The sequence below is a fragment of the Dyella jiangningensis genome (assembly GCF_003264855.1).
In the GTDB taxonomy this organism is placed as follows: domain Bacteria; phylum Pseudomonadota; class Gammaproteobacteria; order Xanthomonadales; family Rhodanobacteraceae; genus Dyella; species Dyella jiangningensis_C.
In genome coordinates this window covers 106,247-120,356 of record NZ_NFZS01000003.1, presented here as the reverse complement: position 1 = coordinate 120,356, position 14,110 = coordinate 106,247, and the positions used below count along the sequence as shown (strand labels likewise).

The following is a 14,110-nucleotide window of genomic DNA, read 5'->3' as shown; positions in this document are numbered from 1 at the left end:
CGACCTAGCGTCACGCTCACATGCAGACGCTTAGGTTTCGGGCGTCTGGACTAGGCGCTTATGTTCAGGCCGATGAGTTTCGGCCGATTATTTGAGCAGCTGACATTGTCTACAACGATGGTCACGCTCTGCCCGTTTGAAAGAGCGGTGAGGGCTGCGGCGAGGTAGGTTCGATATCCTGATTCGACACTGCTCGATGAGTAGGTGTCTGCTGTCGGGCAATTCGCGGGATTGGCTGCCGTGGTGCCTGTAGAAACACCGAAAAAGTCCCCCCCCCACCCCGTCGTAATTCCTTTGATGGTGACAGGCCCGACCACCGTCTGCGCCGAAGCGATCTGTGTTGTGAAGGCGAAGGAAGCCGCCAGAAATCCGAGAGACATGGTCTTGACACGACTGTTCATGGAATCCCCTTGGTGAGTGCTCGTCGATGGAGTGAGCATTGTCACCGTGCAGGACGCTTGAAGGTCGAGCAATCTAGAAAGAAGTGATAGCTCGCATGGCTAGGTGTGAGTGCTCAAAAACGTGAGTTTCGTCACTTCGCGAGGTCGTCGCATATAGTGATCAGAGCTTTTGCGAAACTCCCGACCTAGGCCTGTCGCTAGCCGGTGTTTTCTCCGCGCCAAGTCTAGCGACTTGTGCGCCCGCGTGGATCTTCGACGCCTCAATCGGGAATCGTCCGCTTCCAGCGTGAGGCAACCCATCGTTCAAGATGATGATTCATGCCTTTCTTCCATTGGATGTAGCTGGCGGCCGGCCGAACCTTCATATCTTCGAGCATGATCTCCAAGTGCGAGATTCCATTGCGGCGGACGATCCACGCAAGATCGGTGATTCTCGTTGGCTTCGTAAGTCGCGCTTCCTAGCACTCCAGCGGAGTGCCTCTATTCGGCTACCAGCACGGCGTTGTCGTCGCGATCTAGAGTGATCACCTCGGCGCCGATGGGGTGACCTGAAAAGCGGAGTTTGACCCTGGCCATGTTTTCCCGGATGGCGGCCTTCGCGGGCCGGGTCTCGCTTTCGCTCACTTGCTGGACAGCGTGTCCGGCTGAGCCTGCGTAGTTGATGACGCGGCCTGGACGAACAACCCGGTCTGATCGAACGTGAGGGACTCGGTCACGGTGTTTGCGTCGGCGTGGCCGCGGAAGGCGCCGACGAAGGGGATCCAGCTGCCGCTGCCTTGCTTGTGCGTGTAGGCGTAGACGATCTGGATGCTGCCGTCGGGGAGGCGGGTCGATGCGTTCGGCTTGCCGAGCTGGGCTTCTACCTGGGCGATGGTCGTTATGCCGGGCTGGAACGTGCTGACGACGCGGGGATCCACTTTCGTGCCCGAGCTGGCGCAGCCGGCGAGCAGGGCGGAGGCGAGGATGGCGAACTTCTTGGTCGTCACAGGGGTTTCCTTACGAGTCTTGGCTAGGTATCGGGGCATGCCATCGGCTGGCGCCTTGAGCGGCTAGTCGATGAGGGAATGAAAGTTTTCCTGATAACACATTTTGCCTTTATTGCTAGCGCCGCACTGTTGCCGGGCGCTCACATCCAGCCACTGAGCGTGGCGTCGCGTTGCGCCTCGCGGGCCAGGTCGTGGCGCGCCTGCAGCACCAGCCAATAGAGCGGGGATGTGTCCAGCACAAGGGCGAGGCGTATCGCGTGGCGGGGAGTCATGGGTCGTGCGTCGGTGAGGATTTCCCTGAGATGCAAGGCCCGGATGCCGGTGCGGCGGGCAAGTTGCGAGGGGTTGATGGTAGCCGGGAGCATGTAGTCGAGCAGCAGCACTTCGCCGGGGGAGCGCAGGTGCACTGAAGGGTCCACGTCCATGCGTGGGGTGAGCTGGATCAGGTCCATGGCTTCGTTTCCTTGTCAGGCACGACTGTAGAGCGGGCGGGCGCTTGCAGCCGCTCGTGTCGGTGAATGCCTGGTGGCTATGTCAGTGATCGCCAGATGCGGCGCATCGCCGTGTCGGCCGATGCGCCGCGATGGCGATCATCGGACGCGTGGCGTGTTCACTCGGAGCTCGTGGCCGAGCAGGCGAGCGTACTGCTGGAGGCAGCGGATGGCCGTGCCCAGGCTGGCCGTGGCAGCCTTGGAAAGCGGCCATTCCAGCGGCCTGCCGGGGAATCCCCGCGCCTGCGCCTTGCAGCATTGCTCGCTGTCATGACGCAATCGCGCGAGGGCGAGCACCGCCAGGGCGATGTCACCGCGCGTGCAGGAACGAAGCGTTTCGGGCCACGCCGCACATGGGTGTGGTACGTCGCCAATGGGAGGAGTGAGGGTGCCGTCAGGGAGAACGGACGAGCGAATGCGTCCCGTATGATCGTGGGTAGCCATGATCAACTTCCGTGTAGTTGGTGATGGTTAGCGGGTCGTGGGTGTTGGCGCACTCACGGCCCGCGCCTCATGACTGTGGTCATGGTCATTCGCGAGGCCCTGCGAAAAGACAGCGCGAATGACGGCCTGACCCTAACAAGCAGGGTGGGCATCGTCTGTCAGGGTTGGGCGAGATGAGTGTCCGTCTGGGCGAGGGTGGGCATGACGGCGGCTGCTGGTGGGATGTCAGGGCGATTCCCGGGTTTGGTCATCAAGACGGGCGCGTTGATCGTGGTTTCCTTCTGTTGCTCATCCGCAGCGTTTTCGTGGCGAGAAGTAGGTATTCGCGACAGTGGATACCGGGGTGATGTTGACGGGGTGCGGTCGCCCACTGGGTGGGCTCCTACATAAGAGTGGCCGGCATAAGAGGGGCGGGTGGCTGTGCGTTTCGTGGAGGCGTTGCATGGATGGGGTGTGTGTCTTCGCGATGCGTGCCTGTGTGGTCGCGTTGATCGATGTGCTCGCGCATCATCCATCACCTGTCGCATGCACCTTGGTGACCTTACGTTCATCTGTCGGTGAAGAGAATCCGTCGAGCCGCGATTCACAAGACGCAGGGTGATGACCTGTACGAAGGAACGTCGATTTGAATGGATGGATGCGTTGCGCGGGGCCGCGGCGATCCTTGTTCTCATCCGGCACTACTTCAGGATTGCAGACCTCGGGCCTTTCGCGGCGCACATCGATCCCGGGACGATGGGTGTCGTTGCGTTCTTCTGCATCAGCGGATACATCATTCCGTGGTCGGTGCTGCATTCGCGCACGAGCGTGTTTCAGTTCGCGATCACTCGTGCGTTCCGGCTCTATCCGGCCTATTGGCTGTCACTGATCCTCGCGGTCTTCGCGGTTCCCGTCGCTCTTGGCGACCTGTTGGCGAACATCACGATGGCGCAGCGGTTCATGGGCGTGCATGACGTGGTCGGGGTCTACTGGACGCTGCAGATCGAGATCCTTTTCTATGTGCTCATCGCCGTCCTGATGGTGACGGGGCGGATCGCTGATCCGCGTGCGAGCCTGTGGTGCCTGTTCGGCTTGTGTGCGCTGTCTATCCTGATGGCCGTTCCGCGTGCCGTGCTTTCATTGAAAACGCCGGTCGCGCCGGCTTTCAGCCTGGTCGTGATGTTCGCGAGCTTCGTGTTCTATCACCACCGGCATGCCGGGTTCCTGTCGGGCAGGCAGCTGAGGTACATCCTGTCGAGTGTCTGCGCGATCATGCTGGGATGCTTTTATCTCGCCTATCGCAAGGACTGGGGGTTCGGCGAAACGCCTTTGCGATTCATGCTGGGCTATGCGGTGGGCGTCGGGCTCTTCATCGTCTTCATGCGCCTGGACATCAAGCAGCCGGTGCTGTGCGCGCTCGGCCGCATCAGTTATCCGCTTTACCTGATCCACGTGCCGGTACGTGAAATCATCACGGCGCTGATGCCCTCGCTCGGTGACATCGCATCGGCGCTGCTGGGCATTCCCGCCACCGTCGTGCTTGCGGCCATCATGCATCGCGGCGTGGAGCTTCCGTTCAACCGGATGGGGCGTTGGTTGGTGGCCCGATATCGGGCGCCCAGGCTGAAGGCCGAGCCAGAGGCCATTCCTCTCGATTGACCAGCATGGGGCAGGCCGAGGCGGCGGCGTGATGCGCGGCGGTTACCGGCCGACCGATGCCTGCCACCGCCTCGCATAGGCTTCCTGCCTGGAAACGGAAACGTGCGAGGACTCGCTGGCGTCCTCGAAGATCTGTACGGCTTCGGTGGCGAACTTGCCCGGCCTGCAGACGTAGGCCACCAGGCCGGCATCCGTTCGTCGCGACCCGGGTGAAGGCCACACGTCTTCCCTCGAACCGTTGCAGAGCACCTGGATGTCGCGTGCCTCGAGGATGAGGCGGATGGCCTTGAGTGCGTCGAAGAAATCCTTCGCCGCGCATATGTAGCAGCGGCCGCTTTCGGTGACGGCGAGACTGCAGATGCCGGTCGGCGATCGGTCACCCTCGATATGGACGAACGTGCCCGGGTGCCCCGAGCGCAGCACCGGGAGGTTCATGGAGAAGGGAGGGGACATGAACACTTTCCTTCCCGTTTCGTCAGGAGATACGGCCGCTCCGGCAGGTTGCACCAGCGCGATGGCTGGTGGTTGCTTCCGGCTTGGGCCTTGCCCCTTGAGCGGTTTAGGCAGGAAGTGCTGTTGAAAGAGGCGTGTCTTGGGGGAGTGGCGAAGTGCAATGCCTTGCATGCCACATGGCCGGTCGCCCTCCCGGCGACCGGCGGTCGTATGGATCAGCCCTGCTTGACGGTGTTGGCAGGCACGAAGGTATAGCCCATGGATTGCAGTCCCTGCACGATCTGCTTCAGGTAATTGATATCGAGGTAGGGATGGAAGAAGAAGCTCATCACGCTGTCCTTGATCACCGTATTGTTCTGGGCGCTCAACAGGATATCGGCCGGGAAACGCGGCGGGTTGTTGTTGAACGTCGTCAGTTCGACATTGCCGAGTTGCTCCGGAATGACCACGGTGCCGTAGATGTCGCGCACCAGGTAAGGGAAGAACTGGCCGTAGATCTGCGTGTAGTTCGGCGTTCCCGTGCCGCAGACACCGTTGGGGCACCATCCGGTGGCATAAAGGCCGCGGTCGTAGCGTGCGGTAAACGAGGCGTTGAACACCTGGTAGTCGATGGCCGATGCGGCGTAATGCGGCGGTTCGAAGATGGTCGGCGCCTGGAAGCCCGCGTTGGAGAATTCGAGCAAGCCCTTCTGGATGCGGCCCTGCGTCCATGACATGGAATCTTCGGCGACGGGCGTGTCATAGACCACATAGTTGGTCGAGCTGATGTGTGCGCGATAGAACTCGAAGTCGTCGGCGCTGACGCCGCTGTAGGGGTTGGCGATGTTGGAATACTGGTGCGTGTAGCCGTGCATGATCAGCGTTCCACCCCTGGATTGCATGTACTTCAGGGCGTTGACCACGCCGGTCACCTGGCGCAGATGCAATGCCACGGGCACGCCGTTGTTGTAATAGCCGTTCGGATCGACGTAGAACGGAATCACCGCGACGGTGAAGGGCACGTTCTTGCTGTAGAGATAGTCGGCAATGGCACGCAGCTGCGTGGGACTATCGTCCGCGCTCACGTCTTCGATGCGTACCAGTGCCCGCTTGCGTGCCAGCATGGTGGGGTTGGATACCGTGCCAAGCAGATCGATCGCAGCGAGATAGCGATCGTTGGGGCCGGTATAGCTGAAGGGAACCTCGCCGATGTAGGTGAGGTTGGCGCCCTTCGTCGCCCAGTTCACCGTACCGCCGGTATCGTTGGTGGCGACGGCAATCGCCTGCGCCCTGGTGGTGTCGTTGATGACGGTCTGCAGGAGGCCCGACGGTACGGCCGCCGCATTGCGCTGCAGTGCCACGCCCTTGTAAGTCACCGTCAGTGTGTTGGTGAAATCGAAGAACATCGGCGTGAAGCCGTACTGCGTGGCGAAGTTCGTCGCGCGCGCGGAAAGCTGCCAGATGTTGTCGCCCATCCACAGCACGGGCTTGGTGGTGGCCAGCACGTCATCGAGCAACGCCGTGGGAAGCGGTTCGTCATAGGTCGAGCCGACATAGACGAGGCCGGTATAGCTGTTGATCTCGCCGGCAACGTAGTTGACCGCCGCGTGTACGGTGTACTTGCTGCCGTGGCTCACCAGGTTGGCGGCCATGATGCCGTAATCCTCGCCAAGCCAACCCCATTGGCCGGTGCTGTCATAGAGAACCAGCGTGTTCTGGTTCGCGTTGGAGCCCGGCGCGCCGGCAAACGAATTGGTCGCGGTAGTCGCTGCGGCGAGTAGCTGCACGTTGGACGAAACCGTCCTGGTGCCTGCTGTCGTGGAGGGTCGGGTTGCCAAGGAAGCGGTTGTCGCTTTCTTTGTCGGAAGCGCCGCGCTCGGTGGCGGTGGTGGTGCAGGAAGTTGCCTGGCATCGAGCATTTGCTCCGGAGCAGGCGATGGGCTTGCGTTGGCTGTGGATGTCGGGTCTGAAATCGCGGCAAACGTCAGCATGGCGCTGACCACGAGGGACCCGAGTGCGCGCGGCGCAAAAGGCGCGAACCTGGTCATGGCAAATCCTCGCTGTGGGACGGAATCGATGCGCGGTCGTTGGACACACGCGCATGGCCGAGAACGCGATTCACATCCCGATTGCCCAGGCCCCTGATCCCGCAGTGGGGAAGCCTCGCTTTCCGTCGAGGAGCTTACGCTGGCCGATCGTTGCGAAGATATTCCGCTTGTCGAAATATGCCTTCTAGTCAAGTGCTAATTGGCACGATATGTGTCATAAATTTCTCGAAAATTAACATCGATGTCTCAAAACAGGACATTGGATGGAGATTTGCCACTGATGCTTGATTGACCGCGGTCGACGCCAGGGAGCGCCCGCGACCAGGGCCCTGTCTGCCCTGGGTTAGGGAAGGGATGCCCGGGTAGCAGAACCGTCGAGACCACGCGGGGAAGCTCATGTTGGACATCCTGATCGTCTGCGGCACGCGCCCGGAAATCATCAAGCTGGCGCCCCTCTATCACTCCCTCAACGCCTGCGGCTGGGCGCACCCAAGCTGGCTACATACCGGTCAGCACGGGGAGATGGCGCGCCAGATGCTCGATTGTTTCGACATCTCTCCCGACATCGTGCTCGATCGCGGTGGCGATGGCCTGGCGGAGTTCAGCGTGCGCTGCCGCTCGCTGCTCGACGGCGTGATGACGAACGCATCCTGGTCGCTGGTGGTGGTGCAGGGCGATACGGAAAGCACGTTCCTGGGCGCGCTTACCGGCTTCTACCATCGCGTGCCCGTCGCGCACGTGGAAGCCGGCCTGCGCACGTACGACCTGGATCGGCCGTTTCCGGAGGAAGGGTTGCGCCAGATGGTGAGCCGCATCACGCGCTTCCACCTGGCGCCGACCGATCGTGCGGCGTCCGCGCTCAGCGTCGAGGCCATTCCGGAAGACCGGATCGTCGTCACCGGCAACACCGTGATCGACGCACAGCATTGGACCACGCAGCGCCATCGCCTCAGCCGCCGCGCGCAAGGCAAGGGCCATCTGCTGGTGACCTCGCACCGGCGTGAAAACTGGGGCGCCGATCTGCGCGAGATCTGCTACGCCGTCGCCGACATTGCCACGCACCATCCGGAACTGGAGGTGCTGTTTCCGGTGCACCTCAATCCGGTGGTGAGCAAGCCGGTGCACGCCATCCTCGGCGGCTTGGGCAACGTGCGCCTGACGCCGCCGTTCGACTACCTGGAAATGCAGCAGGCGTTGATGGATGCGTGGCTGGTGCTGACCGATTCCGGCGGCCTGCAGGAAGAGGCGCCCACCTTCGGCGTGCCCTTGCTGGTGCTGCGCACGGAAACCGAGCGGCCCGAAGCGATCGAAGCCGGTTGTGCACGCCTGGCGGGCACGCGGCGCGCATCGATCGTCAGCCAGGTGGAGCGGTTATGGGACGATCCGGTGGCGTACGAGGCGATGGCACATGCCGGCAACCCATTCGGCGACGGGCATGCGTGCGATCGCATCGTCGACTTTCTCCACGACGCGCTGATTGGCGACGAACGCCAGCGCAAAGCAGTCTGATCGATGGAGAGTCGCCATGTGGCTGCTGGATGCATTCTCGGTTTACCTCTACGGCCTGAGCATCGTCGTCAGCGTGATCGCGGTGCTGATGCTCGTCAGCGGCCTGGATGACTTCTTCATCGACACCGTCTTCTGGGTGCGCCGGTTGTGGAAGTCGCTTTTCATCTACAGCAAGCAGCGGCGCGCCTGCTACTACGATCTGTATCGGCCGGCCGAGCGGCCCCTGGCGATCATGGTGCCGGCCTGGCACGAGACGGGCGTCATCGGCCACATGGCCGAGCTGGCGGCCACCACGCTGGATTACGAGAACTACCACATCTTCGTCGGGACCTATCCGAACGATCCGGACACGCAGCGCGATGTGGACGAGGTGTGCGCGCGCTTTCCCAACGTGCACAAGGTCGTCTGCGCGCGCCCGGGACCCACCAGCAAGGCGGACTGCCTCAACAACGTGCTCGATGCGATCCTGCAGTTCGAGCGCCGTGCACGCGTGACGTTCGAGGGTTTCATCCTGCATGACGCCGAGGACGTGGTATGCGAACTCGAGCTTCGCCTGTTCAACTTCCTGGTCGAGCGCAAGGATCTCATCCAGATACCGGTCTATCCGTTCGAGCGGCAGTGGAACAACTTCACGAGCCTGCACTATCTGGATGAGTTCGCCGAGCTGCACGGCAAGGACATACCCGTGCGCGAGGCGCTGGCGGGGCAGGTGCCCAGCGCGGGCGTGGGCACGTGCTTCAGTCGTCGTGCCATCCTGGCGCTGATCGAAGCCGGCAACGGCGTTGCCTTCGACGTGCAGAGCCTCACTGAGGACTACGACATCGGCCTGCGCCTGAAGCAATGGGGCATGGCCGAGATCTTCGTGCGCTTCCCGGTGCTGCGCTACCAGCGCCATCATCCGCAGACCAACCACCTGGGCCAGAACGCGCGCGATTGCAACGTGATCTGCGTGCGCGAATATTTCCCCGATCGCCTCGAAACCGCGGTGCGGCAGAAGTCGCGCTGGATCATCGGCATCGTGTACCAGGGATATCGCACCCACGGCTGGACGCGCGGACCGGTGCTCAATTACTTCCTGTGGCGCGATCGCAAGGGCGCGATCAACAACTTCGTCAGCTTCGCCGCCATGCTCATCCTGCTGCAGCTGATGGCCACCTGGCTCATCCAGCAGGCGTGGCCGCAGGCGCCGCGCTTCGTGTCGATCTTCGAAGGCCGTCCGTGGTTCAACTTCATCCTGATGGCGAACATCGTGCTGATGTGCAACCGCGTGCTGCAGCGCATCGTGTTCGTGTCGGGGTATTACGGCGTGAAGCAGGGCCTGCTCTCGGTGCCGCGCCTGTTGTGGGGCAATCTGGTCAACTTCCTGGCCAACTGGCGCGCGATACGACAGATCATCAAGACCGGCGATCCACGCCGGGTGGCCTGGGACAAGACCACGCACGACTTCCCCAGCATCGGTGGCGAGAACCGCGTGAAGCGTTCGCTGGACGAAATACTGGTGGCGAACGGCGTGGTATCGGCGGCCCAGATGAGCGAAGCGAGGGAGCATCGCATCGATGGCCTGCAGATCGGCAGCTCGCTGATCCATGGCGGCCTGATCACCGCCGAGCAGCTCGCTCACCCGATGGCGGAACAGATCGGCGTGCCGTGCGAGTCGGTGAATCTCGCGGAAATTCCGCAGGAACTGATCGACGCGATGCCCGCCAACATCGCGCTGCATTACGCCGTGCTGCCCTTGCGCACCGAAGGCGGCACGCTGGTGCTCGCCAGCGAGTCCTATATCGACCCGGTGTCGCTGGCGGCCATCGCACGGCAGTTGCAGCGGCGGGTGCGCTATGTGCTCGCGCATAAGGGGCAGGTCATCGTGGGGCTGCGCTGCTGCTATGCGCATCTGCGCGACAAGGAAGCCTATCGACGCCTGCTGCTGGAAGTGGCGTCGCAGTGCGGACGCGCGGGCAGCCACCGCTGGTCCAGGCTCTGGGACCACTATGTATCGGGCCAGGTGATGCTGGGTGAGATCCTGGTGGCTCAAGGCTACCTCGACGAAGTCGCCTTCCGGGCCTTGCTGTTGAGTCATTCGCGTAGCGGACAACCCCTGGGAGAATTTCTCGTCGGGCAGGGCGTGATCACGCAGGAGACGCTGGAGCGTGCGCTTTCGCTGCAGGCCTCGTTGCAGCCGAACATGCTGAATCTGCTGGCCAAGGACGCACGGGCGTCACGATCGGAAACGCCCGCGGAGAGGGCCGCATGAAAAGGCCATGGCCCGCCGGCTGTGCGGTGGCGCTGTTCGTGATGGCGCCGACCTGGCCGCTCCATGCGCTGGCCCAGACCTCCACGGCCGAAGTCAGCCGTTACCAGAAGTTCGTGGTGTATCCGCATCAGCAGGCGGGTTACGCCGCGCTCGATGCGGCCAGGGACGCCGGCAAGGCGGGCGACAAGACCAAGGCGGCAACCGAACTGGCCAAGGCGGTGGCGGAGTTCGAGCGCGCCCGTGAACTGGCGCCGCAGGACGTGCAAACCGCACTCGATCTTGCCGAGGCATACCGGCGCTCCGGATCGGAAGCGCGAGCCCGGCAAGTCATGGATACGCAACGTCGTTACACGCCGGATGATGCGCGGGTGCGTGCGTGGGAGGCGAGCGTGGCAGCGGCGCCGGCCGTGGATTGCCGGTATGACCAGGGCGCGGTCTGTCGATCGCAGCGCGGTTTCGATGCGCTCAAGCAGGGCGACCTTGCCAAGGCCGAGGCCGAGCTCGGGTCTGCCGACTTTGCGCGCAGCCCGGAAGGGCGTGCGCTGCGCCATGCCTTGGTGCAACGCGCGATCTATCTGGGCGATGACCGCCGCGCCGTCGCGCAGCTGGGCATATTGGATCGCGACGACAAGCTCAGCGCGGAAGAGCGCGGGCAATGGTTCCAGTTGCTGCTGAAACTCGGCCAATGGGACGACGCCCGCCAGTTGCAGTCACGTGGCGGACTCGATGGACCCGCGCAGGACCTCGCCTTCGCGCAGGCCATCGCCCATAACGGCGATCGGCAGCAACTCGCCAGCTACCTCGCTTCGCGTCGCCCCGCATTCGACAAGGAGGCGGACGAGCGGCAGTGGATTTACCTGATGTCGCAGACCGGGCGCGAGCAACCGGCGCTGCTGGCCGGCTATGTTCCGCGCTATCCCGCCAACGTGATGTTCCAGGCCCGGCTGGTGGTGCCGCAATCGATGGCGCGCGGCGATCAGGCCGCGGCGCAACGCATGCTCGCGAAGGTCCCTGCCGACAGCTTCCGCGAAGACCGCTTTACGCTCGCACTCGAGCAGGGGCGACACGCGGATGCGCGGCAACAGGCCGAAGCGCTGATCGCGCAGCCGGACGGCTATCGCCTGCTCGATCCCCTCAGCTATCGCCTGATGGAGGCCGGATCCCCGGCTGACGCGAAAGACTTGTTGATGGCCGCCTATCCGTTCGCCGGCAACCCGGGTTCGGCATCGATGTTCGCCCGGCTGGCGGTATTGGCGGGCGAACAGCCGGCGCTGTTTGCTTCGGAAGATCGCGACCGGCTTCGCCGGCCGCTGGACAGCGTGCCGTTGAGGATGGCCCAGGTGCACGTCCTGGGCGCGCTGCACGATTGCGATGGCATCCGCGCGGTGATGTCCGACTTCTCTTCCGATTATCCGGCCGACATGTGGCGGCAACTGGGCGATTGCTACAGCGGCGATCGCCCCGGGCTGGCCGAGTACGCGTACGCGGAGGCCAATCGACGCCAACCGGACAGCGACGTCACCCGCGCGCTGGCGTACCAGGCATACAGCGCGAAGGACTACGCCGCTGCGTTGCAGGCATGGCAGCAGGTGCCGGCGGCACACATGAAACCGGTGGACCTGATGGCCGCCGCGAATACGGCGATGGCTGCCGATGAGCCGGCGATCGCGCGATCCTGGCTGGCGACCTATGCCGCGCAGGGCGGTGCGAAGGATCACAACTACTGGTGGCTGCTTGCGCAGGCCGATGAGCCCCGCGATCCGGCGTTGGCGCGGGCCGACCTCGAAAACGCCATCGCGTTGCATCCCGATCCGCGGTATTACCAGCGGTTGGCGGCGCTGCAGACGCAGGATGGGGAACCCCAGGCCGCCTTGCTTTCACTGCAGCGCGCCAGCGTGCTGTCGCCCGATGATGGGGCGCTCGCGGCATCGCTCGGCTACGCCTACCTGCAGGCCGGCGAGCCGGACAAGGCGCGCACGCAGTTCGAGAGCGCCAGTCGCGCCAACCCGGACGACCCCGCACTGACCCGGCAATTGCTGTACGTGCACCAGCAGCTCGGCGACAACGAGCAGGCGCAGGCCTATGCCGCACGGGCGATCGATCAGCTGGGTCCTTCGACCGACGGCATGCCCGTGGGCGGCAATCCGCAGGAAGACGAAGACGAACAGCTCTACAACCTGCGCCGCCTGCACGAGGACCTGGGTCGCAAATGGCGCTTCAATGCGGACATGTCGTTGGGCGACTCGGTGTCGTCGGCCGCCAACGCGGCCGCGCCCGGCGTGTCGTACCGCAGCTACCTGCAGCTGGAAGGGCAATACCGCTTCGACCCCAGCCTGACAGGCGGCGACATCAACACGTTGGCGGCCTATGCGCGCGTCTTCGCGGGCAGCGGCGCCAGTGGCGGCTTCTGGCCGGTCAACGCGCCGATGCTCGGCGTTGGCCTGCACTGGAAGCCGCTGCGCTCGCAGAACATCGTGTTGACGGCGGAACAGCAGACGCCGCTCAGCAACAACCGCGACACGCACAACGACACCATGCTTCGCGCCAGCGGGTCGTGGGCGTTCGGCACGCAGTTCAGCGATGACTGGCATGCCCCGGGTCGCAGCTGGATCACGCAGAACTTCTATGTCGACCTGGCCTATTACCTTCGTGCGGAAGAGACCGTTGCCACGCTGGATTACACGCTGGGCTGGGAGCACAAGCTCGTCGAAGGCCAGGCGATCGAGCCCTATCTCCACCTGCAATACACCGGCATCGATCGTGCGCACGGCCTGGGCTATGAAAAGGACGGCCGCATGGGCATCGGCGTGCAGTGGAATATCTGGTTCGGTGAAACCCATTACGACGCCTATCCGCATCGGCTGAGCCTGGCGCTCGAAGGGCAGCATGCCTTTACCAGCTACCTGCGCGAGACCAACGTGGTTTTCCTGATCGTGAGGACGCAATGGTGAGATCGGCGCTGCGCTGGTTCGCTCTATGGCTGCTCGTGGCGCCGTTGTGGGCGGCGGCGACGACGGCGATCATCTACCAGCCGCAGCGACGCGACCGGGACGTCGCGCAGGAGCAATGGCCGAAGCTGTTCGCCGAGGTGCGCGAGCAGGGTTTCGATACGCTGGTGGTGCAATGGACGCAATACGGCGATGCGTTCGCGACGCCGGAGGAGCACGCCTGGTTGTTGCAGCGCGTGCGCGACGCACGGGCCGCTGGCCTGCATATCGTGCTGGGACTGGGCAGTGATCCCGCCTTCTTCACCCTGCAGGACCAGAAGAAAGGGCAGGACATGGCCGACTACCTGCGTGCGCTGTCACGACGGAATGTCGAAGTGGCACGGCGTTGGGCTGGCGACCTCGGCGATGGGGCGATCGCCGGCTGGTATTTGCCGATGGAGATCGACGACGTTCGCTGGAATGATCCCAAGGCCCGCACGCAACTGCGCGACTATCTTGTCGAAGAACAGCGACAGCTCGATGGCGTCGCGTCGAGGCCTGTCTACGTGACGTCCTTCTTCGCGGGGCACATGACGCCTGATCGCTATGCCGACCTCGTGCAGGATGTGCAGCGCAGCGGCGTGCGCACCTGGGTGCAGGATGGCGCGGGAACGCAGCGACTGGAGCAGGGCGCCAGGCAGCTCTACATGGCAGCTGCCGGCCGCTGTGCACAAGCGCATGCGCAGGGCTTCGTCTACGAACTGTTCCGCCAGACCGGCACCGACAAGGCCTTTGCCGCGACTGCACTGTCGCCAGTGGACGCGAGCGCCGTGCTCGCGCAGCGCGCGCCTTGCGACGGCGACACCGTGTTCTTCGAACTGCGCTACCTTCCCGCCGCTGGCGGGATCCTGCAGCGCTAGTCGACTCGACGGGGAAAAAGAGAAACGCCCCTTGCGGGGCGTTTCGATGGCTTTGCGATAACT

At 63.5% G+C, this 14,110-nt stretch carries 10 protein-coding genes; 5 read left to right on the top strand and 5 right to left on the bottom strand.

Annotated elements, in window-relative coordinates:
- Positions 1-50: 50 nt before the first annotated feature.
- From CA260_RS20925 to CA260_RS12290, 3 genes are all read right to left on the bottom strand, one after another.
- Positions 51-401 (bottom strand): hypothetical protein, encoded by a 351-nt coding sequence (locus CA260_RS20925; protein ID WP_146745337.1) that lies wholly within the window; start codon positions 399-401, stop codon positions 51-53.
- 620 nt (positions 402-1,021) lie between these two features.
- Positions 1,022-1,387 carry a hypothetical protein gene (locus tag CA260_RS12295; RefSeq protein WP_111983376.1) on the bottom strand — a complete coding sequence of 122 codons (366 nt, stop codon included), beginning with the start codon at positions 1,385-1,387 and terminating at the stop codon, positions 1,022-1,024.
- Positions 1,388-1,527: 140 nt separating this feature from the next.
- Complete coding sequence (locus CA260_RS12290; protein ID WP_111983375.1) at positions 1,528-1,839, bottom strand: HigA family addiction module antitoxin; 312 nt, start codon at positions 1,837-1,839, stop codon at positions 1,528-1,530.
- Between the two features lie 1,116 nt (positions 1,840-2,955).
- Here CA260_RS12290 and CA260_RS12285 point away from each other — a divergent pair.
- Entirely contained in the window at positions 2,956-3,960 is a 1,005-nt protein-coding gene (locus CA260_RS12285; protein WP_172461829.1) for an acyltransferase family protein, read from the top strand.
- Between the two features lie 42 nt (positions 3,961-4,002).
- On the opposite strand, the gene CA260_RS12280 is transcribed toward CA260_RS12285, so the two are convergent.
- Positions 4,003-4,413, bottom strand: coding sequence for a hypothetical protein (locus CA260_RS12280; RefSeq protein WP_146745336.1), 411 nt, complete (start codon positions 4,411-4,413; stop codon positions 4,003-4,005).
- A 215-nt stretch (positions 4,414-4,628) separates the two neighbouring features.
- Positions 4,629-6,179, bottom strand: coding sequence for a DUF2334 domain-containing protein (locus tag CA260_RS12275; RefSeq protein WP_202864093.1), 1,551 nt, complete (start codon positions 6,177-6,179; stop codon positions 4,629-4,631).
- Between the two features lie 657 nt (positions 6,180-6,836).
- Here CA260_RS12275 and wecB point away from each other — a divergent pair.
- The 4 genes from wecB to CA260_RS12255 are packed head-to-tail and all read left to right on the top strand — an operon-like array spanning position 6,837 to position 14,047.
- Positions 6,837-7,949 carry a non-hydrolyzing UDP-N-acetylglucosamine 2-epimerase gene (gene wecB / locus CA260_RS12270; RefSeq protein WP_111983372.1) on the top strand — a complete coding sequence of 371 codons (1,113 nt, stop codon included), beginning with the start codon at positions 6,837-6,839 and terminating at the stop codon, positions 7,947-7,949.
- Positions 7,950-7,965: 16 nt separating this feature from the next.
- On the top strand, positions 7,966-10,200 hold the full coding sequence (locus CA260_RS12265) for a glycosyl transferase family protein (RefSeq protein WP_111983371.1): 2,235 nt from the start codon (positions 7,966-7,968) through the stop codon (positions 10,198-10,200).
- The gene (locus CA260_RS12260) at positions 10,197-13,151 is read left to right on the top strand and encodes an NfrA family protein (RefSeq protein WP_111983370.1); all 2,955 of its coding nucleotides are present in this window, start codon (positions 10,197-10,199) and stop codon (positions 13,149-13,151) included. Before CA260_RS12265 ends, CA260_RS12260 begins: the two co-directional genes overlap by 4 nt.
- Positions 13,145-14,047 (top strand): DUF4434 domain-containing protein, encoded by a 903-nt coding sequence (locus tag CA260_RS12255; RefSeq protein ID WP_111983369.1) that lies wholly within the window; start codon positions 13,145-13,147, stop codon positions 14,045-14,047. Before CA260_RS12260 ends, CA260_RS12255 begins: the two co-directional genes overlap by 7 nt.
- The last annotated feature ends 63 nt before the right edge of the window (positions 14,048-14,110 follow it).

Excerpts from the sequence above, each read along its gene's own strand:
- CA260_RS20925 (WP_146745337.1), bottom strand. The coding sequence starts at position 401 with ATGAACAGTCGTGTCAAGACCATGTCTCTCGGATTTCTGGCGGCTTCC.
- CA260_RS12290 (WP_111983375.1), bottom strand. The coding sequence starts at position 1,839 with ATGGACCTGATCCAGCTCACCCCACGCATGGACGTGGACCCTTCAGTG.
- CA260_RS12285 (WP_172461829.1), top strand. The coding sequence starts at position 2,956 with ATGGATGCGTTGCGCGGGGCCGCGGCGATCCTTGTTCTCATCCGGCAC.
- CA260_RS12280 (WP_146745336.1), bottom strand. The coding sequence starts at position 4,413 with ATGTCCCCTCCCTTCTCCATGAACCTCCCGGTGCTGCGCTCGGGGCAC.
- wecB (WP_111983372.1), top strand. The coding sequence starts at position 6,837 with ATGTTGGACATCCTGATCGTCTGCGGCACGCGCCCGGAAATCATCAAG.
- CA260_RS12265 (WP_111983371.1), top strand. The coding sequence starts at position 7,966 with ATGTGGCTGCTGGATGCATTCTCGGTTTACCTCTACGGCCTGAGCATC.
- CA260_RS12260 (WP_111983370.1), top strand. The coding sequence starts at position 10,197 with ATGAAAAGGCCATGGCCCGCCGGCTGTGCGGTGGCGCTGTTCGTGATG.
- CA260_RS12255 (WP_111983369.1), top strand. The coding sequence starts at position 13,145 with ATGGTGAGATCGGCGCTGCGCTGGTTCGCTCTATGGCTGCTCGTGGCG.